General features: G+C 37.2%; 20 protein-coding genes. 3 read left to right on the top strand and 17 right to left on the bottom strand.

Annotated elements, in window-relative coordinates:
- Positions 1 to 15: 15 nt before the first annotated feature.
- From RZN25_03320 to gpr, 11 genes are all read right to left on the bottom strand, one after another.
- Positions 16 to 762 (bottom strand): 16S rRNA (uracil(1498)-N(3))-methyltransferase, encoded by a 747-nt coding sequence (locus RZN25_03320; protein ID MEQ6375858.1) that lies wholly within the window; start codon positions 760 to 762, stop codon positions 16 to 18.
- 5 nt (positions 763 to 767) lie between these two features.
- Entirely contained in the window at positions 768 to 1,715 is a 948-nt protein-coding gene (prmA, locus tag RZN25_03315; protein ID MEQ6375857.1) for a 50S ribosomal protein L11 methyltransferase, read from the bottom strand.
- Positions 1,716 to 1,742: 27 nt separating this feature from the next.
- Positions 1,743 to 2,867 (bottom strand): molecular chaperone DnaJ, encoded by a 1,125-nt coding sequence (gene dnaJ, locus RZN25_03310; protein ID MEQ6375856.1) that lies wholly within the window; start codon positions 2,865 to 2,867, stop codon positions 1,743 to 1,745.
- 359 nt (positions 2,868 to 3,226) lie between these two features.
- Complete coding sequence (gene dnaK / locus RZN25_03305) at positions 3,227 to 5,038, bottom strand: molecular chaperone DnaK (protein MEQ6375855.1); 1,812 nt, start codon at positions 5,036 to 5,038, stop codon at positions 3,227 to 3,229.
- Between the two features lie 31 nt (positions 5,039 to 5,069).
- Positions 5,070 to 5,636: a nucleotide exchange factor GrpE gene (gene grpE / locus RZN25_03300; GenBank protein MEQ6375854.1), complete on the bottom strand. Its 567-nt coding sequence runs from the start codon at positions 5,634 to 5,636 to the stop codon at positions 5,070 to 5,072.
- Between the two features lie 306 nt (positions 5,637 to 5,942).
- Complete coding sequence (hrcA, locus tag RZN25_03295; GenBank protein ID MEQ6375853.1) at positions 5,943 to 6,977, bottom strand: heat-inducible transcriptional repressor HrcA; 1,035 nt, start codon at positions 6,975 to 6,977, stop codon at positions 5,943 to 5,945.
- 102 nt (positions 6,978 to 7,079) lie between these two features.
- Positions 7,080 to 8,207, bottom strand: a complete 1,128-nt coding sequence (hemW, locus tag RZN25_03290; protein MEQ6375852.1) for a radical SAM family heme chaperone HemW — start codon at positions 8,205 to 8,207, stop codon at positions 7,080 to 7,082.
- Between the two features lie 78 nt (positions 8,208 to 8,285).
- Positions 8,286 to 10,097, bottom strand: a complete 1,812-nt coding sequence (lepA, locus tag RZN25_03285; protein MEQ6375851.1) for a translation elongation factor 4 — start codon at positions 10,095 to 10,097, stop codon at positions 8,286 to 8,288.
- An 89-nt stretch (positions 10,098 to 10,186) separates the two neighbouring features.
- On the bottom strand, positions 10,187 to 10,549 hold the full coding sequence (locus tag RZN25_03280) for a DUF3679 domain-containing protein (protein MEQ6375850.1): 363 nt from the start codon (positions 10,547 to 10,549) through the stop codon (positions 10,187 to 10,189).
- A gap of 1 nt (position 10,550) precedes the next feature.
- Complete coding sequence (locus RZN25_03275) at positions 10,551 to 11,726, bottom strand: stage II sporulation protein P (protein ID MEQ6375849.1); 1,176 nt, start codon at positions 11,724 to 11,726, stop codon at positions 10,551 to 10,553.
- A 72-nt stretch (positions 11,727 to 11,798) separates the two neighbouring features.
- Positions 11,799 to 12,926 (bottom strand): GPR endopeptidase, encoded by a 1,128-nt coding sequence (gpr, locus tag RZN25_03270; protein MEQ6375848.1) that lies wholly within the window; start codon positions 12,924 to 12,926, stop codon positions 11,799 to 11,801.
- 224 nt (positions 12,927 to 13,150) lie between these two features.
- Here gpr and rpsT point away from each other — a divergent pair, with 224 nt between their 5' ends.
- Complete coding sequence (gene rpsT, locus RZN25_03265) at positions 13,151 to 13,417, top strand: 30S ribosomal protein S20 (GenBank protein MEQ6375847.1); 267 nt, start codon at positions 13,151 to 13,153, stop codon at positions 13,415 to 13,417.
- Positions 13,418 to 13,613: 196 nt separating this feature from the next.
- Here the strand turns inward: rpsT and holA are convergent, their stop codons facing one another.
- The gene (holA, locus tag RZN25_03260) at positions 13,614 to 14,645 is read right to left on the bottom strand and encodes a DNA polymerase III subunit delta (GenBank protein ID MEQ6375846.1); all 1,032 of its coding nucleotides are present in this window, start codon (positions 14,643 to 14,645) and stop codon (positions 13,614 to 13,616) included.
- Positions 14,646 to 14,948: 303 nt separating this feature from the next.
- Here holA and RZN25_03255 point away from each other — a divergent pair, with 303 nt between their 5' ends.
- Entirely contained in the window at positions 14,949 to 15,086 is a 138-nt protein-coding gene (locus tag RZN25_03255; protein ID MEQ6375845.1) for a YqzM family protein, read from the top strand.
- 76 nt (positions 15,087 to 15,162) lie between these two features.
- On the opposite strand, the gene RZN25_03250 is transcribed toward RZN25_03255, so the two are convergent.
- From RZN25_03250 to RZN25_03240, 3 genes are all read right to left on the bottom strand, one after another.
- A complete protein-coding gene (locus RZN25_03250) occupies positions 15,163 to 17,397 on the bottom strand; it encodes a DNA internalization-related competence protein ComEC/Rec2 (GenBank protein MEQ6375844.1) in 2,235 nt (744 codons plus the stop codon).
- Between the two features lie 14 nt (positions 17,398 to 17,411).
- Positions 17,412 to 17,975, bottom strand: a complete 564-nt coding sequence (locus tag RZN25_03245) for a ComE operon protein 2 (GenBank protein ID MEQ6375843.1) — start codon at positions 17,973 to 17,975, stop codon at positions 17,412 to 17,414.
- 72 nt (positions 17,976 to 18,047) lie between these two features.
- On the bottom strand, positions 18,048 to 18,647 hold the full coding sequence (locus tag RZN25_03240) for a helix-hairpin-helix domain-containing protein (GenBank protein MEQ6375842.1): 600 nt from the start codon (positions 18,645 to 18,647) through the stop codon (positions 18,048 to 18,050).
- 84 nt (positions 18,648 to 18,731) lie between these two features.
- Between RZN25_03240 and comER the strand changes: the two genes are divergently transcribed.
- The gene (gene comER / locus RZN25_03235; protein ID MEQ6375841.1) at positions 18,732 to 19,562 is read left to right on the top strand and encodes a late competence protein ComER; all 831 of its coding nucleotides are present in this window, start codon (positions 18,732 to 18,734) and stop codon (positions 19,560 to 19,562) included.
- Between the two features lie 309 nt (positions 19,563 to 19,871).
- Here comER and RZN25_03230 read toward each other — a convergent pair whose 3' ends face one another.
- Together RZN25_03230 and rsfS are read right to left on the bottom strand one after the other, a co-directional pair.
- Positions 19,872 to 20,618 carry a methyltransferase domain-containing protein gene (locus RZN25_03230; protein ID MEQ6375840.1) on the bottom strand — a complete coding sequence of 249 codons (747 nt, stop codon included), beginning with the start codon at positions 20,616 to 20,618 and terminating at the stop codon, positions 19,872 to 19,874.
- A 9-nt stretch (positions 20,619 to 20,627) separates the two neighbouring features.
- Complete coding sequence (gene rsfS / locus RZN25_03225; GenBank protein MEQ6375839.1) at positions 20,628 to 20,987, bottom strand: ribosome silencing factor; 360 nt, start codon at positions 20,985 to 20,987, stop codon at positions 20,628 to 20,630.
- Position 20,988 lies beyond the last annotated feature (1 nt).

Raw genomic sequence — 20,988 nt, 5'->3', positions numbered from 1 at the left:
AATAATCACCCCTTCTTACTCTTCAAAATGATAGGACAATGCAGCCAAAAAGTAAAGTGCTGCTGTTTCAGTCCTTAATATTCTTGGTCCTAATCGAATGGATGTAAAACCATTTTCTCGTAGTTGTAATGCTTCCTCTTGGTTGATTCCACCCTCTGGCCCTATCAGGAGTATAACTTTTTGCCCCACAGCCATCTGTTCTATCTTGTTCTTTAATAAGGGTTGATGTTCTATACGTACTTCTTCCTCATATGCGAATAAACACGTATCATAATTTGTAGCACTTGATATAATATCATTCCAAGTTGTTATAGAAATTGCTGGAATTACCGTCCGGTGAGATTGTTCACTCGCTTCCTTTACAATTTTATCAAGACGTTCTTTTTTCTTTACCGCTTTCTTTTGATCCCATTTTACAACGGAGCGTTTGCTTTCAAAAACCAAGAACTCACTTGCACCTAATTCTGTTCCCTTTTGGAGAATAAGGTCTAACTTATCGCCTTTAGGAAGCGCTTGAGCAATGGTTACACGAACAGGCACTTCCGTTTGTTCTTCAATCTTTTCAACCCGGGTTGCCAAAACTTCATCCTCACTGATTTGCTCAATTTGATATTTTCCAGTTTCACCAGTTTCTTGATTACATATAATGATATAATCCGAGATTTGCATTCTCATCACTCTTTTCATGTGATGAACATCTTTTCCTGTTATGGAAACTTGGTTATCCGACCACTGTTTGGAAGGAACAAAATATCGTTGCATGATAATCATCCTTTAGGAGGTTTTTTTCCTATTATAGAAATCCAATCTTCCATTTGATTGATTTCTATAATTTCAAAACCTGCCTTCTCCATTTTATCTTTTACTTCGTTTTTCTTCCCTTTAATAATTCCAGATGTAATAAAATATCCACCAGGTTTTACTTGTTCAAAGGCCTCGTCAACAAACTGAATGATAATTTCGGCAAGAATATTAGAAACAATAATATCTGCCGTTTCAGTAACTCCTTCTAACAAGTTATTTTGTTTAGAGGAAACAATATCATCTACCTTATTTAACTTGGCATTTATAATGGTTGATTTTACAGCAATCTCATCCAAATCATAAGCATATACCTTCTTCGCTCCCAGTAAGGCTGCACTAATAGAAAGAACGCCTGATCCTGAGCCGACATCAATTACTTTGTCCCCATTCTTCACTAAGCGTTCAAGTGCCTGAATACTTAATACAGTGGTTGGGTGGGTACCCGTTCCGAAAGCCATTCCTGGATCCAGTTCAATGATGATCTCATCACTTGAAACGGGAGCATATTCTTCCCATGTTGGAATAATTGTAATCTTTTCTGAAATTTTCACAGGTTTGTAGTATTTCTTCCAGGCAGTTGCCCACTCTTCTTCATTTACCTCACTAATCGTTACTGCATTTTTCCCAATGTCAATGTCATATTTCACAAGATTTTGGGTTGCAAGCTTGATTTGATCGACAGTTTCTCCTAAGAAGCTGTTAACTGGTAAGTAGGCCTTTACATAGACTCCTTCCTCTGGATAATCATCAGGGTTTAATTCATAAATCTCACCAAAGAAAGTCTCTCTTTCCTTAACTAAATCCTGCGGGTCCTCAATAACAACTCCGCTTGCCCCTGCTTCATGTAAGATATTTGAAACAGGCTCAACCGCCTCATTGGTTGTATGAATACAAATTTCAGACCATTTCAAGTCAGATCATCTCATTTCACCAGATATTTATTCGCCTTTAAATGCGCGTTTTACTCTTTGGAAAATCGAATCCTGTTGCTCATCAGCAGGATCATTTCCCCCAGCATCATTAAATTCACGAAGAAGTTCCTTTTGTCGTTCATTTAAGTTTTTAGGAGTAACAACTCGGATTTTAACATGTTGATCCCCGTGTCCGTACCCTCTCACATTAGGAGCCCCTTTACCACGAAGACGGAAGTTAGCACCTGTTTGAGTTCCTGCTGGAATTTTAATTTTTACTCGTCCATGTACAGTTGGAACCTCAACCTCATCTCCTAGTGCTGCTTGGACAAAAGTGAGCGGCATTTCACAGTAAATGTCGTCTCCCTCTCTTTCGAAGAATTCATGATTATGGATATGAATCACTACATATAAATCTCCTGATGGACCACCATTTACACCTGGTTCACCCTGCCCAGAAACACGAATTTGTTGACCTTCATCAATACCAGCTGGAATGGAGATATGAATTTTTTTTTGCTTCTGTACTTTGCTTTCTCCACCACATGTTCTGCATTTTTCTTTAATAATCTTCCCTTTTCCTTGACAGTGTTGACAAACTCTTCGATTTACAATCCTGCCAAATGGAGTATTCTGTTCTACATTCATTTGACCAGTACCATTACAGTGGGAACAGGTTTCTGGATGTGTCCCAGGTTTAGCTCCTGACCCGTCACATGTTTCACACGTTTCTTCTTTTGGAATTTGGATATCTGTCTCTTTTCCGAATATGCCTTCTTCAAAACTTAATGTCATTGTATACTGAAGATCTGCTCCTTTTCTCGGGGCATTTGGGTCACGTTGGCGACCACCCCCACCAAAGAACATATCAAAAATATCTCCAAAACCACCGAAATCTTCCGCTCCCCCAAAACCACCAAAGCCTTGATTTTGAGGTCCCGCATGGCCAAATTGGTCATACTGCGTTCTCTTTTGCTCGTCACTTAGAACCTCATAGGCTTCCTTTGCTTCTTTAAACTTTTCAGGAGCATCTTGGTCCTTATTTACATCTGGATGGTATTTTCGAGCAAGTTTTCGGTAGGCTTTCTTAATTTCATCTTTTGAGGCATCCTTGGAAACTCCCAGCACCTCATAATAATCCCGTTTGCTCACGTCCAATCACTCTCCCAGTATCTACTAGCATAAATTTAATCATAACATTACTTTACGAGCCTTCGCAACGTTGGAAAACTTGGCATTTTAATTCCTAGTTGCACTTATACACATTAGAAAAACTTGGCCCAACTGATTGTTAGCACCCAAGGGTACGACCCAAAGGCCCTTGAACCAATCGGATATTTACAGGCAGTTTATCCCTACCTACTCTTCTCATTTTACTTAAGATTTAAGGTGGGGTATTACCACCTGTTCATGAGGGATAAAAAAGTTAATCCTATCTTATCTGCTAAGATGGCTCTTTACGTGAGAAAAGCCAAAGCCAAGAAACTTCCTGACTTTGACTTTATCCTTTCTTACTTGTTTCCATCCTCATTTACTTCTTCATAATCAGCATCAACTACACTATCATCTGTATTTCCTTGTTGAGCTTGTTGTTGAGCTTGCTCATAAAGCTTAACTGAAAGGTTTTGAACATGCTCTTGAAGGGCTTCTTTCTTAGACTTGATTTCCTCTAAATCTGTACCATCTAAGGACTTCTTAAGAGCTTCTTTTGCTTCTTCAGCTTTGTTTTTATCTTCTTCTGTTACTTTATCACCGAGATCCTTAATGGTCTTGTCTGTAGTGAAAATGAGTTGGTCAGATTCATTGCGAAGTTCAACTTCTTCTCTTTTCTTTTTATCTGCTTCTGCATTTTCTTCAGCTTCCTTCACCATTTTTTCTACTTCATCATCGGATAATCCAGAGGAAGATTTAATGGTGATAGACTGTTCTTTATTTGTGCCAAGGTCTTTAGCACGGACGTTAACAATACCATTAGCATCGATATCGAAGGATACTTCTATTTGTGGAACCCCTCTTGGTGCCGGAGGAATATCAGTTAATTGGAAACGACCTAATGTTTTATTATATTGTGCCATCTCACGTTCCCCTTGAAGGACATGGATATCAACAGCAGTTTGGTTATCAGCAGCTGTTGAGAATACTTGAGAATGACTCGTTGGAATCGTTGTATTTCTTTCGATCAACTTTGTAAATACTCCACCCATTGTTTCAATACCTAGAGAAAGTGGTGTTACATCAAGAAGAACTACATCTTTAACATCTCCTTGCAAAACTCCACCTTGAATGGCAGCTCCAAGTGCTACAACTTCATCTGGGTTAACCCCTTTAGAAGGTTCTTTCCCAATCTCTTTTTTAATCGCTTCAACAACAGCAGGAATTCTTGTTGATCCGCCGACAAGAAGAACTTTGTCTATCCCACTTGCAGACATATTTGCATCCTTTAGCGCCTGGCGAGTTGGACCCATTGTACGTTCTACAAGATGAGCGGTTAACTCTTCAAATTTAGCACGGGAAAGATTCATTTCCAAATGTAATGGTCCAGCTTCACCCGCTGTGATAAAAGGAAGAGAAATTTGAGTTTGAGCTACGCCTGAAAGGTCTTTCTTTGCTTTCTCAGCTGCATCTTTTAGGCGCTGTAAAGCCATTTTGTCTTTAGAAAGATCAATTCCGTTTTCTTTTTTAAATTCAGCAACCATATGATCGATGATTACTTGGTCAAAATCGTCTCCACCTAAACGGTTATCCCCTGCAGTAGCCACTACTTCAAAGGTCCCATCTCCAATATCTAAGATGGAAACATCAAAGGTACCTCCACCAAGGTCATAGACTAGTATAGTTTGATCTTCATTTTCTTTATCAATTCCATAGGCTAATGCTGCTGCAGTTGGCTCATTGATAATACGCTCCACTTCTAATCCTGCAATTTTACCAGCATCCTTAGTAGCTTGACGCTCAGCATCATTAAAGTAGGCAGGTACGGTGATAACAGCCTTGTCTACTTTTTCACCGAGATAATCTTCAGCATAGGATTTAATATATTGCAAAATGGCAGCTGATATTTCTTGTGGTGTATAAGACTTATCGTCTACTTGAACTTTGTAGTCAGTTCCCATATGGCGCTTAATAGATATGATTGTATTTGGATTTGTGATAGCTTGACGCTTTGCTACTTCCCCAACCTGTCTTTCCCCATTTTTAAACGCGACTACAGATGGAGTTGTACGATTCCCCTCAGGGTTTGGAATAACCTTAGCTTCTCCACCTTCCATTACAGCAACACAAGAGTTTGTTGTTCCTAAATCGATTCCAATAATTTTACCCATTTAATTTTCCTCCTTCAATCATCTTCAACAATTATTCATTTACTTTAACCATAGCAGGACGGATCACACGGTCCTTCAAACGATAACCCTTTTGAAAAACTTCCACTATTGTGTTAGGTGGTTGTTCCGGGTCTTGAACCTGCATCACCGCCTGGTGGAAATTTGGATCAAAAGGTTGCCCTTCTGCTCCAATTTCTTCTATACCTTCTTTAACCAGAGCCTGTCGCAGTTGATTGTATACCATTTTCATTCCATCAACAAACTGAGAAAAAGATGCCTCCTCTGCCTGTATTTGAAGAGCCCTCTCAAAATTATCTAAAACTGGCAAAATATCTTGAATAAGATCCTGTGAGCGATACTTTCGATCAGCTTCACGTTCCTTTATTGTACGACGTTTAAAATTCTCATAGTCAGCTTGAAGGCGAAGAAATCTTTGATATACTTCATCCTTTTCCTTCTGTACATTTTGATACTCTTGTACAGAAACAGATTCCTCTACTACTTCTGTTTCAACATTTTCTTCTAGATTCCCTTCAACATTTTCTTCCGTGATTTTATCCTGTTCTAACGTTTCTTCTTTTTCTTCCAAGATCGTCACCTCCTATGGATTTAGCTGCATTCTATAATCAAACAAGTTGATCATCTATTCCCAAGGTCCATTTCTCTGTTATATTCCCATACACAAAGTGAAAATTCAATCAGTGGCTGCCCCTACTGATTGTTTGCACCCAGGTATGATCGAAAGGTCCTTGAACCAATCGGACATTTATGGACAGTTTATCCCCCACCTACTCTTTTCGTTTCACTTAAGACTTGAGGTGGAGGTATTACTTCCCGTTAATGCGGGATATACAAAAAGAAGGGATGGGAAAATAAAATTCCCCACCTATTTCATCTATGTCCTTTATGATCCATTTTGATACCAGGATTGAAAGGTTTTACTCATTTGTCCAGAAAGAACATTCAATAACGAAATCACTCTTGAATATTCCATCCGAGTTGGACCTAAAATAGCAATGGTTCCTAACTGTTTATCACCAAAGGTATAAGATGCTGTTATTAAACTGCAGTTTTGCATGGCTTGAACCTTATTTTCTTGTCCTATAACAACTCTTACTCCCTCATTGTTTTGACGAATGATAGGCGCAATCTCTTTTTCTTGCTCAATAATAGACAGAAGGGTGCGTATTTGATTTACATCTTTAAACTCAGGTTGAGCTAGAATATTTGTTTTACCCCCAACATAAAGTTTTGTTGGACGTTTCTCAAGCAATGCTGAGTGCAAAAGTTTGTATGACTTCTCGAAATTATTCGTATGCTTTCTTAACAATGTCGCAATTTCCGTATTGATATAATCGTTTAACTGAACGATTGGAACTCCAACTAGCCGTTCATTTAAGATATTCACCATGATTTGAATGTCGCTTGGATCTACCCCCTCTGGAACAGTAAATGACCGATGTTCTACATGTCCAGTATTTGTTACCAATATGGCTACTGCTGACTGATCATTTAAGGGGATAATTTCAAGTTGCTTCAATTTCGTTTCGTACACTTCTGGTCCCAAAACAATAGAAGTGTAGTTTGATAACTCTGACAAAATAGTCGCAGCACGTTGAACGGTATGCTCCAGTTCTATTAAATGGTCATTAAAAGCTTCTCGAATCAAGTTTAAGTCTTTCTTACTCATACGAAAAGGTGCTAGTAAATGATCGACATAAAATCGGTACCCTTTTTCTGATGGGATACGTCCCGAGGAAGAATGCGTTTTTTCCAAAAACCCCATTTCTTCCAAGTCAGCCATTTCATTTCTTATGGTTGCTGAACTGTAGGATACATGATCCTTTTTAGAAATAGCACGTGAACCGATCGGTTGTGCCGTTTGAATGAAATCATCAACAATAACCTGTAAAATTTGTAATTGCCTATCTGATAACATCGATGATCACCCCTGTTAGCACTCTTATCTAACGAGTGCTAAATCTAATAATAACTTAACAAATGCCTATTTGATTGTCAACGAGAATACATTGAAATTCTTTTACGATAATAGAAACTCTAGAAACACTTCATTGCTGATTAATCTGCCAGTTTCAGTTAAACGTAAGAATCCTTCCTCAAGTTCAAGTAAACCTCTATTTTGTAACTTAGAGATAGGTTGATGAAACAATACGGTAGCATCTTCCCCAAATTTCTTTTTAAATTTTGTTAAAGATACCCCTTGATTTTTCCGCAATCCTAAAAACATTTCCTCTTCAATCTGTTCATTCCTACTTATAGGAATTTCCTCTAAGACTGCTTCTCCCTCTGATTTTATATAATGATTAACTGGTCTCATATTAACAATTCGTTTCCCAGGGTGATACCCATGAGCCCCTGGTCCGAATCCAAAGTAATATCCATTATTCCAATACGTAAGATTATGCTTACTCTCGAAACCTTTTTTAGAAAAATTACTAATTTCATATTGATCCATACCATGCTCTTTCATTTTTGAGACAAGCAAATGGTACATATCCACTTCCAAATCTTCGGGTGGCTTTGATAATTTCCCTTCTTTATATTTCAGATAAAAAATTGTTTTTGGTTCGATTTGCAAAAGGTAGGTTGAATAATGAGGGAGATTGAAAGAAAGTGCCTCGTCTACACTAGTTTCAAAACTTTTTAACGTCTGACCAGGCAACCCCGCCATCAAGTCCAATGAGATATTTGAGATCCCTATTTTTCTTAGAAAATCAATCGATCGATATATATCTTGCTTCGTATGTTTTCGTCCTAACTGTTCAAGCAAATTTTCCTCGAAACTTTGGACACCTAAGGAAACCCGATTCACACCATATTCATGGAACACCCTTATTTTTTCATCAGAAAAATCGTCAGGATTTGCTTCGACTGTAAATTCTGCTCCTGATTCAAGTGTAAATTGCTCCCGTAGCAGAGAAAACAATTTGGTTAATTGGTCTGGTGTGAGGGCTGATGGAGTTCCCCCACCAATATATAATGTCTTCAAAGGGCCATAATCCACCTGTTGCTTTTTCCTTTGAATTTCCATTTTTAAAGTATTTATATATTGATCTGCTAGTTCTTTTTGATAATACATTTTTGTAAAATCACAATAATGACATAAATATCGACAAAAAGGTACGTGTACATAGGCCGCTCTTATCATTTCTATCCTCTTCCTTCTTACAGTATAAGGAAACCGCAAGACATATATCCTGCGGTTCCTCGATCCTCTTGTATTTCATTAATGATCATCCATTTGTAATACAGCCATAAATGCTTCTTGTGGAACCTCAACAGATCCAACCATTTTCATCCGCTTCTTGCCTTCTTTTTGCTTTTCTAAAAGCTTCCTCTTACGAGAGATATCTCCACCATAACATTTTGCTAATACGTTTTTACGCATTGCTTTAATCGTGGACCTCGCAACGATTTTATTTCCAATAGCAGCCTGAATAGGAACTTCAAATTGCTGTCTTGGAATTAACTCTTTTAATTTTTCCACGATCATTTTTCCACGATCGTACGAGAAATCTTGATGAACAATAAAAGAAAGTGCATCAATGGTTTCTCCATTTAAAAGAATATCCATTTTCACTAATTTGGAAGCTTTATATCCAATGAGCTCATAATCAAAGGAAGCATATCCCTTAGTTTGAGATTTCAGTTGGTCAAAAAAGTCATAGACGATTTCAGACAATGGAATTTCATACAAAATATTTACTCGAATATCGTCCAAATAATCCATCGTTATGAAATCTCCTCGTTTTCTTTGACAGATTTCCATAACCGGACCAACATACTCATTCGGAACCATGATAGAAGCCTTCACATAAGGCTCATGAATTTCTTTGATTTTTTGTGAATCCGGCATAAAGGATGGATTATCAATTCTTTGCTCCGATCCATCGGTTAATTCCACCTGATAAATAACACTTGGAGCAGTAGTAATTAAATCGATTTTAAATTCTCTTTCAATTCTTTCCTGGATAATTTCCATATGCAACAATCCTAAAAATCCACATCGGAAACCAAATCCTAAAGCTTGAGAGGTTTCAGCCTCATATTGAAGAGATGAATCATTTAATTCTAATCTTTCAAGTGCCTCACGCAAATCATTGTATTTATTTGATTCTACTGGATAGAGTCCACAATAAACCATAGGATTCAATCGTCTATACCCCGGTAATGGTCCACTTGCTGGTCTCTTTGCGTGGGTTACGGTATCCCCAACTCTGGTATCTCCCACATTCTTAATGGAAGCTGTTAGGTAACCTACATCTCCAACTGTTAATTCTTTTAGTGGTACTGGCTTTGGATTAAACACCCCGACTTCATTGACTTCAAATTCTTTACCAGTCGCCATCATTTTTATTTTATCTCCAACTTTAACCGTGCCCTCTTTGACACAAACGTAGGCAACAACACCACGATAAGGGTCATATAAAGAGTCAAAAATTAATGCTTTCAACGGTGCATCCGGGTCACCAGCAGGTTCTGGAACCCTTTCAACAATCGCTTCTAAAATTTCTTCAATTCCAATCCCTGCTTTAGCTGAAGCTAATATAGCGTCATCTCCGTCAAGGCCTATGATATCCTCTAGCTCTTTTTTTACACGCTCAGGGTCTGCACTTGGAAGATCAATTTTATTAATAACAGGAATTATTTCTAAATCATTATCCAATGCCAAGTATACATTGGCCAATGTTTGTGCTTCAATCCCCTGAACAGCATCTACGACAAGTATAGCTCCTTCACAAGCAGCTAAACTTCGGGATACTTCATACGTAAAGTCAACATGTCCTGGGGTATCAATTAAATGAAAAATATACTCTTCATTATCTTTAGAAGTATATTTTAATTGTACAGCATTTAACTTAATGGTAATTCCTCGTTCTCTTTCCAAGTCCATCGCATCAAGAAATTGTTCTTTCATTTCACGTTGGGTTAACGCTTTCGTCTTTTCTAATATTCGATCAGCAAGGGTAGATTTCCCATGGTCAATATGAGCGATAATGGAAAAATTCCTAACTTGCCTCTTTTTATTATTCGGCATTGATGATCACTCCTACTTTTCAGCACAATGGCTCGCATTGATTATAGCAATTGCCTACCTAAGATTCAATGAAAATAGGAGGATCCCTTTTAGAAAAGCAGTCCTGCAACCTCATGCATTATAAATACGAGCTGGTTATATCCCCATTGGACTGTTTTTTGAAAAGTGCCGGCAATCTTTTGAGTAGTTGTTTCCTCATAGTTCGTTTGGTAGATAGACTGCTTTTCTTTTAAAGATTGCTGTTCAAATGTTTTTCCCATTACTTCAACGACATAGGACTCATCATTTGTTTCTCCTTTCACATTGTCTTTAACTTGGACAGCTTCCGTCCAATTTCCACCTTCATAACCTTTGATGGAAAGGATTCCTTGACTAGCTTGGTTAATTCCAAAAATAACTCCAAAAAGAAACAGACTTATAAGGGTTAACATCCAAATGATAAACCGTGTCATATTATTCCTCCTTTTGCCCTGAGACCATTTCCGCATCAAAATAGAATTCACTGAATAGGTCTGCAAAGACATCTGCCGTTCGATAAAGTTCTTCGAGACTATTATCTATTCCCCCAACTTCAACCAAAATAGAATTTTGGGATAAATCTTGATTAAACTTTCCATCTGTATAGGCACCTTTTTTCGTGATTACTCCTCGACTTAGTCCAGGATACTTTTCTTGAAGTTTCTCATGAAGTTTCATTGCCAATGATAAATTTTTTTCATATCCTTCATTTTCTCCACCAATGACAAACATCGTTCGTGCATATTTTTGTCCATTTATCTCAGTAGTTGTTGTTTCATATCTTTGACTGTCTCTATGAAAATCAATCAAATACGATAGAGATTTATTTTGTGCTAAAGCCTCAGTAACCATTTCTCGACTAGCGGAATAAGATTCAAAATATTGTAACCCCATTTGTTTTAATAAATTGGGGATATCTTTGTTACTATATTCAGTGGGGATTCCGTTTTCTTCTAACTTCTTTGAAAAACGTTTCCCAACTAAGGAGATGTTCACTTCTTTATGAACAGCTGAATTTGGTTCTGTACCTTTTGGCAAATGGGGGAGAAAAGATTCTCGATTATGTGATTGATAGACAAAGACAGTCGGCTTTCCAAGTGTATTACCTTGGGCATGATGAGGGGTATCCTCCTCTTCATGCAGCAAACTTTCATCAACATTTGCCACCCGGTTTTGATCTAACACTTCAAAAGGAGGGGAAGACTCTATAGGCATTGTCGTGTAATCTGTTCCTTCCCCTGCAACAATAATTTGTTCGTTATAGGTTGAAACTCCTGGCAATTCCCTCCCCAAAAATGTCCTGGGATCTGTTGGTTTAACTTGAGTAGCTAATTGGAAAGCTACTTTTGTCACACTGACTTCCGGTATATTCTCTGGAAATGCATAAGAAAATATTTTATTCTCTTGCTGCATCAAATAGAGAAACGAGGTTCCATCAATTGAGCTTGTCCATTTTTCTATTTTTTCCGAAGTTATTTGAAGTGCTGGCTTTAAAGCAGTTAGGACGCCTATTAAAAAAAACAATATTAAAAACGATATCATGTATACAGAACCATTTTTACTCAGTTTTCTCCATTTTGATTTCCTCCGGTATAATCCGATCCCTTTCATTATTGTTCTCCTCTCGTGACTCTAGTGAATCTAATAGATTCTATGAAAAGTCATTGAGAAGTAGAACCTTTTTTATCGGGTATAGGAATCTTGATTTTCCTCATATACTTGGTCATGAAGAGCTCCATTTAGGCCGCTTGCAATGACATGAGCCATATCTTCAATAAAACCATCCACTTCCTTTGGAGTCACCATTAAATTATGACCAAGCGGCGATAGTACCTCTTGAATTAACTGACGTTTATCTTCTTCGGACAATCCACCAATCATCCCAAACAGAGCTGCCCTATGTTCTTCGGGCGGGAGATCTTCATCTGTTAATTTTCTTTTTTCTCCAAACGTCATTCCTGCAGGTAGCAATGATTTGGATGGTTTATCTTTTTCCTTCATTTCTCTTCCAAAATGCTTAAATACATAATCAATCGTATCGCTTGTAATGGTTACTGCATCAACAACCGTAGGTACTCCTATGGCAATAACAGGAATTCCTAACGTATCCTTACTTAACTCTCTTCTCTTATTTCCCACTCCTGAACCAGGGTGAATTCCCGTATCAGAGATTTGGATCGTTGAATTCACACGTTCTATTGATCGAGAAGCTAACGCATCTATAGCAATCACAAAATCCGGCTTTACTTTTTCTATTACTCCATGAATAATGTCACTGGTTTCAATTCCAGTCAGCCCCATAACTCCTGGGGTCAATGAAGCTACTGGTCGATATCCCTCTTGGACATTTTGAGGTTGCAAAGTGAACAGATGTTTTGTAATCATAATTTTTTCAATAGCCATTGGCCCTAAGGCGTCTGGAGTTACATTCCAATTTCCTAATCCAACAACAAGTGCAGTGGCATCATCTTTAATGTTGAGATTTTTGAAAAAAGCTCTTAGTTCCTTTGATAATACTCTGGATGCATGTTCTTGGAGAGGAGTATCCTGTTTTCGAATGCCTTGGGTTTCAATGGTGACATAGTGACCTGCTTTTTTACCTAATTTTTCAGCAGCTTCCTCTTCAATTGTTACTTTAGTAATCGTGATGTCTTCATCTTCACGCTCATCTACATGGACACCCAAAATACCATCATCGGATTTCTCTTTTTCCTTTATTTGCTGTTCTTCCACCATCTCTTTTGCTTCAACTGCTAGATCTGTCCGAATTTGATATTTATCATCTAACATATGATCGCCTCCTACTCTCATTAGCTTTTCCTCTTTAGAAAAAGAACATACCTTTTGTCTCCATACAACTTCCTATTGAAAAGTTCCTTCCAGTTTGGTAAAATGTCATTTGTTCAACTATCCGCAAAATGAAAAGTGATAGTATCGACATACATCGACTTCAGCTTTTATAGGTTGTACAAGTATTCTGATGAGAAACCTGTATACTTATGTATGGTTCAAGTAGGTTAGGGAGGTGAAAGAAGATGCCAAATATCAAATCTGCTATCAAACGAGTGAAGACTAGCAATGGACACCGTTCGCAAAATCACAGTGAAAAGTCTGACATGAGAAGCGCGGTTAAACGTGTAGAAACTCTTGTTACAGAAAACAATGCTACTTCTGCAAAGGAAGCATTAAGTACTGCTATTAAGAAGATTGACAAGGCTGCACAAAAGGGCTTGATTCACAAAAATAATGCTAGCCGTCAAAAAGCTCGCCTAACTAAAAAGGTTAATGGTTTAGGAGCTTAATGGCACTCTAATCCCTTTTATGACTCAATATAAAATAATGGCAAATAAAAACGACCCAATCTGGGTCGTCTTTTTATATCTATAAGTCGGAGTGAAAAATGGGTTCCCTATTTCGAAAGATGATAAAGCGAAACTTCAATCAGCGGCCGTCCTCCACCTTCTTCTAAGGTGCTTGCGCTTTTCTTAACGTCTACAATTATATTTTTTCCTCGGTTGTTTGAGCAAGCTTCATAATCATCAATTCAAAGGCTAACACCGGCTCCATTATCCCTCTTTTTATAGTGGCATCGGTTTCGGCAATTAAATCCATTGCCCTATGCAGAGACTCTTTTGAAAATCGTCTTTCTCTTTGAAGGGCCATTTTAACTACAAAGGGATGCACTTTTAATTGCTGTGCAATTTGACTTTGATGGTAACCTTTAGCTCTCAAGATCTTAGATTGGAGCATTATTCTGTATTGATAAGCAACCAGTGCTAGCAAAGCAATTGGTTCTTCATTTTGTTTCATTAAATCCTTAAACCATTCTATTGCTTGTACTACTTGCTGATTCATAAGCAGGTCAACCATCTTTAACGCAGATGCTTCGCGGGTTCTTGAAACAACTTTTTCTGCATCTTTTAAGGTAATATAATCCCCCTCTGCGTACAATCCCATCTTACGAATTTCATTCCCAATACTCATTAGATTAACGCCATTTTCAGTAATCAACAGTTCGGGTATTTGATCATCAAGACGCAAATTTAACTGTTTGGCTTCTCGATCAATCCATTTCTTTACATCATGCTCTTTTAATGGCTCACACGGAACAACGACACCATGTTTTTTGAATCCCTTAACAATTTTCTTACGTTCATCAATCTTCTCGTAAGGTGCCAAGAATAATACAATACTCAGGTCAGATGGATTTTCTAAATAATGCTCTAAAGTCTCGATTTGATGTTCGACAATGCTTTCTGGTTTTGCTTTAAAGAAGGAAGCATTTTTAGCTATAATAACCTTTTTATCACCAAAAAAAGGAAGGGTTTCGGCATCTTCCATTACGATTTGAACAGGCACTTCATCTAAATCATAAATGGACAAATTGACATCCATTTCGTCCGGAGACAACACGTTTTCGATTAATGTTTTCTGAATCGACTCTATAAGAAAATTTTCTGTTCCGTAAACCAAGTAAAGTGGAGAGTACTCCCTTGATTTAAGCTGCTGCATTATTGTAACATAATCCATATGTATCAACCTTTATTCTAAGATACTCCTATCGTAACCATTATTCTTGAAATGAGCAAGAAAAATGGGGAAGTGAATGAATTCACTCCCCCTATCTATATAAACGCTTGAGGAAAGGTCCCAGGAATCCTTTCCTCAAACGGTATTCGCTTGTAGTTATAGGTTGTGCACATTGTATTAAACTATATGTGTTAACTCTTGTCATCCTAGGAAAACCATTTACATGAATACCGTTTTTTCTTTTGTTAACTATGGATTTTTTAGAATATTTAACTTATACTAAAGATTGGTAGGAGGGGTACTATGAACGAATTTGAAAAAAATGTACAATCCAGAAACGACGATATCGCTGACTCAGCACGTGGTTTCCTTTATTCCTTTTTATTTTTTATGGTCATATTTTTCATTGCTACCACGATTGAAGTAGCTGGGTCATTTTAAAATGACCATAAAAGAGGCTGAATTATACAGCCTCTTTTAAATTTGAAATTTTGTACTTTTTTTCTCTACTTCTATCCTATGGAAGAAAAGTTAAAAATGTTCCACTAGTCTTATCAAAAATATAGTTTATCATTCCGTGTAAATCTGTTCTTAAAACAACCATGCTTCTTTGATTCAAACGATCAATAACCTCTGGACTTGGGTGACCATATCCATTTCTTCTTCCAACGCTGATAATGGCCACGTCAGCTTGAATCTGTGTTAGAAATTCCTCCGAAGTTGATGTTTTGCTTCCATGGTGTGATACTTTTAAAACATCTGCCGAAAGACTTGGAAACGTGCTAATCAATTGACTCTCCATTTCTTTACTAATATCTCCCGTAAAGAGCCAGTTTTTCCCCCCTAAAACAACTGAAAACACTAAAGACTGATCATTTTCATCTTTTTCCTTTGTGGTAGGATGCCAAAAATAAAAGTCTGTGCCTGCCCAAGAAAGAGTCTCTTTTCCTTTTACAACAGTCACATTTTTGTATTCAGCAATAAGCGAAGAAAAAGGGCTGCTTACGATTTGATTCACTTTAAAATCCTTAAGCAAAAAAGGAAGTCCTCCACTGTGATCCAAATCCGAGTGACTTACGATGACTGAGTCAATAGTTGAGATTCCTTTTGACTTCAGAAACGGTTTAATAAAATTGTCATAAGAATAGCTTCCCTCCATATCACCCTTTACATCCACTAAAATAATACCTTTTCTATAAGGAAGTTCAATAATAGATGTATCTCCTTGCCCTACATCCAATACAGTCACACTACCCTCGCTGGATAAATAAGGAAGTGCAGACGCAACTATAATAGTTCCAGTAAAAGCTAGAGTAAATAGAAAGGTACTCCAACTTCGACCTTTTTCCCAAGAACGTAAAAATCCAATAAAAAACACATAATATAAAAATATGCTACTAATAGGGATATTTCCAACTACCCATTCCCCTTGAAATAAGTAATCCATACCCTTTAGCAAATAAATAACCTTTTCGATCAACCATTCAAAAATCGAATCTAAAAATGTGAAATCTTTGAGAACAGGAAGGGAGGAAGTAATTAATAAGAAAAAAAGGAATGGGAGTAGAATAAGGGTAAATAAGGGAATCATCCAAATATTTGCAAATACACTTAATGGATTAATGGAATAAAAATAATGGATTTGAAGGGGGAGAAGTGAAAGTTGACTAATGAGCGAAATTCTACATAACAACGCCATCTTACCTGTATTTTCAAAAAGCTTACGGGATAGTAAAAGAAAAAAAGTAACTAAATAAGAAAACTGAAACCCTAAAGAGTATATGGAGAAGGGTGATATGACCAACAGAAGAAGAAAGAAAAAGCAAAGAACATCTAATAATGGCCATTTTTTTCTCCACTTCCATCCAACAAGTCCAATTTCAGCCATACCAACAGCCCTCTGAATAGGAGCAGCCCATCCAGCCATTAACCCATAGATAGGTAAGAACAATCCTATCCAAAACCGTGTCCTCTGAACTGATATTCTTAAGAAGTAAAGAGAAATAGAAAAGAAAAACAGGATCACATATCCAACATGAAGACCAGACAAAGCTAGAAGGTGAGATAAACCCCATTTTTGAAACAATTCTCTTTCTTCATCATTGATCCATCCATCTTCACCAAACAGCAATGCGGCCATCCATGCCGAGGTACTCTCACTAAAATTTTTTCTTAAGAAATCTAAAATTGAGAATCTCAAATCATAAATGAAGGATAGTGGGTTGTTTGATGAATTACATAAAATGGTTTCGGGCGAGGAAACAAGAAGAGTATGAGAAATTTGTTGATTCTTTAAGTAGTTATAATAATTGAATTGTCCCCTATTTGTTGCATGCTCTATATCAAAAGTAAGGCCGCTAAATTGACAGGAAGAAAAAGGAAGAATTTTCGGATGAATAAGAGAGGAATTTTCTAATACAACGGTGACTAACCACAAGCTATTATTTTCAGCTTTTACACGTACTTTAAATTTATTATCAATTACAGGAGTAACTGTTTTAACATCTCCTGAGATTGTTAGGTAAGATCCATTTTCAAATGATACATTCTCTTTTTCATGAGTGATATTTGTAAATAGCATAAAAAAGAAAAGCATAACACAGCCACTACTGATTAGTAACTTTTTGGAAATTATCTGATGCTGGAAAAGGTTAAAAATAAGCCATAACAAGATAGAAATGACAATTGTAGTCCTAGCACCTAAGAGCCCAATAAGACTAAAAAGTGCTAGGAAATATAGTTGACCTTTCAAATAAACACCGCCCCTTAGTTGAAAAGCTTATCGAAACGACCCCTTAGATCTGTCATCTCTTCAGGACTGCTTTTCCCACCATCCTCTATTTGTTTTAACAACTCTTCAACAAATTCCAATTTTTGTTGACGATGAACATCTATAAATGTAGTTTGGAGCTCAACTTTTTTCACTTCAACTCCAGCATTTTTAAACAACTCAATGCCATATGGATGATTTCGATAATCCTTGGCATAATAGACAGCTTTGATCCCAGCTTGAATTAAGGATTTGCAGCAATGCAGGCAAGGAAAATGCGTTACATAAACTTCAGCTCCTTCTGTTGGGACACCAAATTTTGCGCATTGTAATAACGCATTCACTTCTGCATGAATTGTACGGACACAATGGTTGTCTATTACGTAGCATCCTTCATCTATACAATGAACACTTCCAGTAACACTTCCGTTATATCCCCCAGCAATAATTCTTTTATCCCTAACAATAGTAGCGCCGACAGCTAACCTCTCACATGTACTTCTTAAGGACAGCAAATGACTTTGCGCCATAAAATATTGATCCCACGAAATACGATCCATTACACCTCACCCTTTCGACAATTTGTGCACTTACAAGTAAGTGTATCTTCGAGTCAAAAATCCGTCAATGAATTATGGAATACGAATATACTCTCTCAACTGTTCTAGTGTTTTTTCTCCTATTCCTTTAACTTTTAGTAAATCCTCTTCTTTTTGAAAGGGACCAAATTGGGTGCGATAGTCCATAATAGCCTGCGCCTTGGAAGGACCAATCCCAGGCAATTGTTCCAGTTCATTTAAATCGGCGTAATTTATTCTGATTTTAGTATCCTTCATTGAAGGAACTATTCCAGCCTCTACTTCTCCTTGTTTCGGGATAACTATCATCATGGAATCATAAATAAGTTCGGCTAAGTTGATTCTTGATTGATCTGCCTCTTCTGTAAATCCACCTGCTTTCTCAACAGCTTGCAATACTCGATTACCCTCCTCTAACTCATAAACTCCCGGAATTCTAACTGCTCCTTTCACATCTACAGTTAATCGTTTCTTTTCATCTTCTTCTTGGTCAACTTCCTGTTCTTCAACAAAAGGGGAATGCTCTATAGAAGTAGGAGTAGGAAGCGCATTATTTGTTTGATTTTGCTTGTGGAAATTCCATGAAAGCAAAACAATAAGACACAAAATAATTCCGACAAAAATGAAAAGTTTTTTCTGAAGTAAATCTCTCATCTTTTCACACGTTCCTTTCATATCTTATAAAATTAAACATATATATTTATGAGTATAGGTGCTTAAGGAGGGATAATAGTTATGATAAAATGGGGTGTTATCGGTACAGGAAATATGGGGGGAATCTTGATTGAATCATGGATGGAAAGTGAAGTCATAACCGATTCGCAGTTACACATCTACAATCGTACTTTTTCAAAAACGGATTACTTCAAAAAAAGGTATCCCAATATTACCGTTCATGAGGCAGCTACATCCATCGCTTCTGAGGTTGACCTCCTCTTTATTTGCGTAAAACCATTGGATATTACACCAGTCTTAAAGGGAATTTCCCCATATTTAAATAAAGACCAGTGTATTGTTTCTATAACAAGTCCCTACCAAGTGGAACAATTAGAACAAATGGTTCCATGTCAGGCAATACGAATGATTCCAAGTATTACAAACAGATCCTTATCCGGAATCTCATTAGTCACATTTGGAACTCGGGTTAGTCCCTTTGTCAAAGGGTATTTTCTACAATCTTTAAAAAGGTATTCAAAACCAGTTTTTATCGACCCTTCCATAACAAGAGTTGCTTCTGATATTGTTTCTTGTGGACCAGCCTTTTTTAGTTACTTAACACAGAGATTTGTGAGAGCTGCAGTTGAGGAGACGAAAATCACAGAAGAAGTGGCAACAGAGATGGCTGCTGAAATGCTTATAGGACTAGGGAATTTATTAGAAAAGGGATACTTCACACTGCCAGAGCTTCAAGCAAAGGTATGCGTAAAAGGCGGAGTAACAGGAGAAGGAATTAAAGTGTTAGAAAATGAAGTGGAGCATATGTTTCATCACCTTTTTCAAAAAACACATAAAAAGTATGATGATGACCTTGATAAAATTGCAAAGCAATTAAATGAAGTGGACATTTAAGTATTCTCCACTTCCTCTTAAAAATCCTTCAACTAAGAAAAACGCAAGCTACTTCGAAACAAGAAAAGCACTTGTTTCTGCGAAGTAGCTTTCCTTTGTGCGATTACTCGGGGCAAAAACTTCGAAGATTACTCGATGATGCTTTTTCGCTGGAGCTACACAAATTTTATACACTTTCTTGTAAAAAATAAAGTGAACTTTTAATCAGTGGCCGTCCCCACTGATTGAAAGAAGTTCACTTTATAAGTTGAAGTGAAAAATAGGGTTCCCATTTTGAAAGCCGAAAGACTAACAAAAAAGGGTAGTTTTTTACTTTTGACAAACAAAGAAAATTCGATGGTCCTCTTCACCAGGTTCTTGTCCTTCTATAAAATCCCCAAAAACATCAAGGATATGAAATCCCGTTTTCTTAAGCAAACCCTCGTATGTAGACAATGGATAGGTTTTCTGAACATGCTGTTCGTCATAGCGTTCATAAAGAGTTCGATATTGATTGGACTGGACAAAAAATGTTAAATCATGGATGACCTCAAGAGGACGTAATCCTTCCTCACAAAGCCAAACAAAAGATACTTCATCATCAATTTGTGTAAAGGTTTGGTTCCTTAAAACATGTTGCACATAGTAAGGAGAATGGATATCGAAAATAAAAAGTCCTTTTTCGTTAAGGGATTGATACACCTTTTGAAAAACCTCTTCCAACTCATCTTCCTCCAGGATATAGTTCAAGACATCACAATAAGACACAATCAAAGGGACTTCCTTAAAGCCCTCTAACTTTCGAATATCCTGACATATCCATTGGGGATTATCTATAGAATAGGACTTTTGCTGAGCCAGGGTCAACATTTCTTCAGATAGATCTACTCCTGTTACTCTATATCCATGCTTAGCCAATCGAATAGCTATTTCCCCAGTCCCACATCCAAGATCCACTATGTGTTCTACATTACTCATGTATTTTTTTATGAAAAACTGAGTGATTTTTACCCAATCAGCATAGGGTGCATCTTCCATTAATTCATCGTAAATTAGGGCAAATTGCTGATAACTCATTATTGAAACCTACACTTCCGAAAGAATAGCGGAGACATTCTCTAATGGAGCATCTCCCCATAGTCTCTCTAGGTTATAATAGTTTCTTTCATCTTTATGAAATATGTGACAAACAACATCTCCTAAATCCACCAAAATCCAACGAGCCTGTTCAAATCCTTCTAAACGTTTAACCTCAATTCCCTGCTTTTCTACTCTCTCTTTTATTTCTCTTGCAATAGATTGAACCTGTCTTTCGTTAGAACCATGGCAAATCACAAAATAGTCAGCTATTAAGGAAACTTCCTTCATATTCATCACGACAATATCTTCTGCGCGCTTATCATCACATGCCTTTACAACCTCATGGGCTAAATCCTTTATATCCATT

The organism is Bacillaceae bacterium S4-13-56 (assembly GCA_040191315.1).
Classification (GTDB): domain Bacteria; phylum Bacillota; class Bacilli; order Bacillales; family JAWJLM01; genus JAWJLM01.
The sequence above is the reverse complement of the archived record's forward strand: the minus strand, read 5'-3'. Positions and strand labels throughout refer to the sequence as shown.

Bases quoted from the DNA above. Each gene is read 5' to 3' on its own strand.
- RZN25_03320 (MEQ6375858.1), bottom strand. From the start codon at position 762: ATGCAACGATATTTTGTTCCTTCCAAACAGTGGTCGGATAACCAAGTT.
- dnaK (MEQ6375855.1), bottom strand. From the start codon at position 5,038: ATGGGTAAAATTATTGGAATCGATTTAGGAACAACAAACTCTTGTGTT.
- hrcA (MEQ6375853.1), bottom strand. From the start codon at position 6,977: ATGTTATCAGATAGGCAATTACAAATTTTACAGGTTATTGTTGATGAT.
- hemW (MEQ6375852.1), bottom strand. From the start codon at position 8,207: ATGATAAGAGCGGCCTATGTACACGTACCTTTTTGTCGATATTTATGT.
- lepA (MEQ6375851.1), bottom strand. From the start codon at position 10,097: ATGCCGAATAATAAAAAGAGGCAAGTTAGGAATTTTTCCATTATCGCT.
- RZN25_03280 (MEQ6375850.1), bottom strand. From the start codon at position 10,549: ATGACACGGTTTATCATTTGGATGTTAACCCTTATAAGTCTGTTTCTT.
- RZN25_03275 (MEQ6375849.1), bottom strand. From the start codon at position 11,726: ATGAAAGGGATCGGATTATACCGGAGGAAATCAAAATGGAGAAAACTG.
- gpr (MEQ6375848.1), bottom strand. From the start codon at position 12,926: ATGAGAGTAGGAGGCGATCATATGTTAGATGATAAATATCAAATTCGG.
- rpsT (MEQ6375847.1), top strand. From the start codon at position 13,151: ATGCCAAATATCAAATCTGCTATCAAACGAGTGAAGACTAGCAATGGA.
- holA (MEQ6375846.1), bottom strand. From the start codon at position 14,645: ATGGATTATGTTACAATAATGCAGCAGCTTAAATCAAGGGAGTACTCT.
- RZN25_03255 (MEQ6375845.1), top strand. From the start codon at position 14,949: ATGAACGAATTTGAAAAAAATGTACAATCCAGAAACGACGATATCGCT.
- RZN25_03245 (MEQ6375843.1), bottom strand. From the start codon at position 17,975: ATGGATCGTATTTCGTGGGATCAATATTTTATGGCGCAAAGTCATTTG.
- RZN25_03240 (MEQ6375842.1), bottom strand. From the start codon at position 18,647: ATGAGAGATTTACTTCAGAAAAAACTTTTCATTTTTGTCGGAATTATT.
- RZN25_03230 (MEQ6375840.1), bottom strand. From the start codon at position 20,618: ATGAGTTATCAGCAATTTGCCCTAATTTACGATGAATTAATGGAAGAT.
- rsfS (MEQ6375839.1), bottom strand. From the start codon at position 20,987: ATGGATATAAAGGATTTAGCCCATGAGGTTGTAAAGGCATGTGATGAT.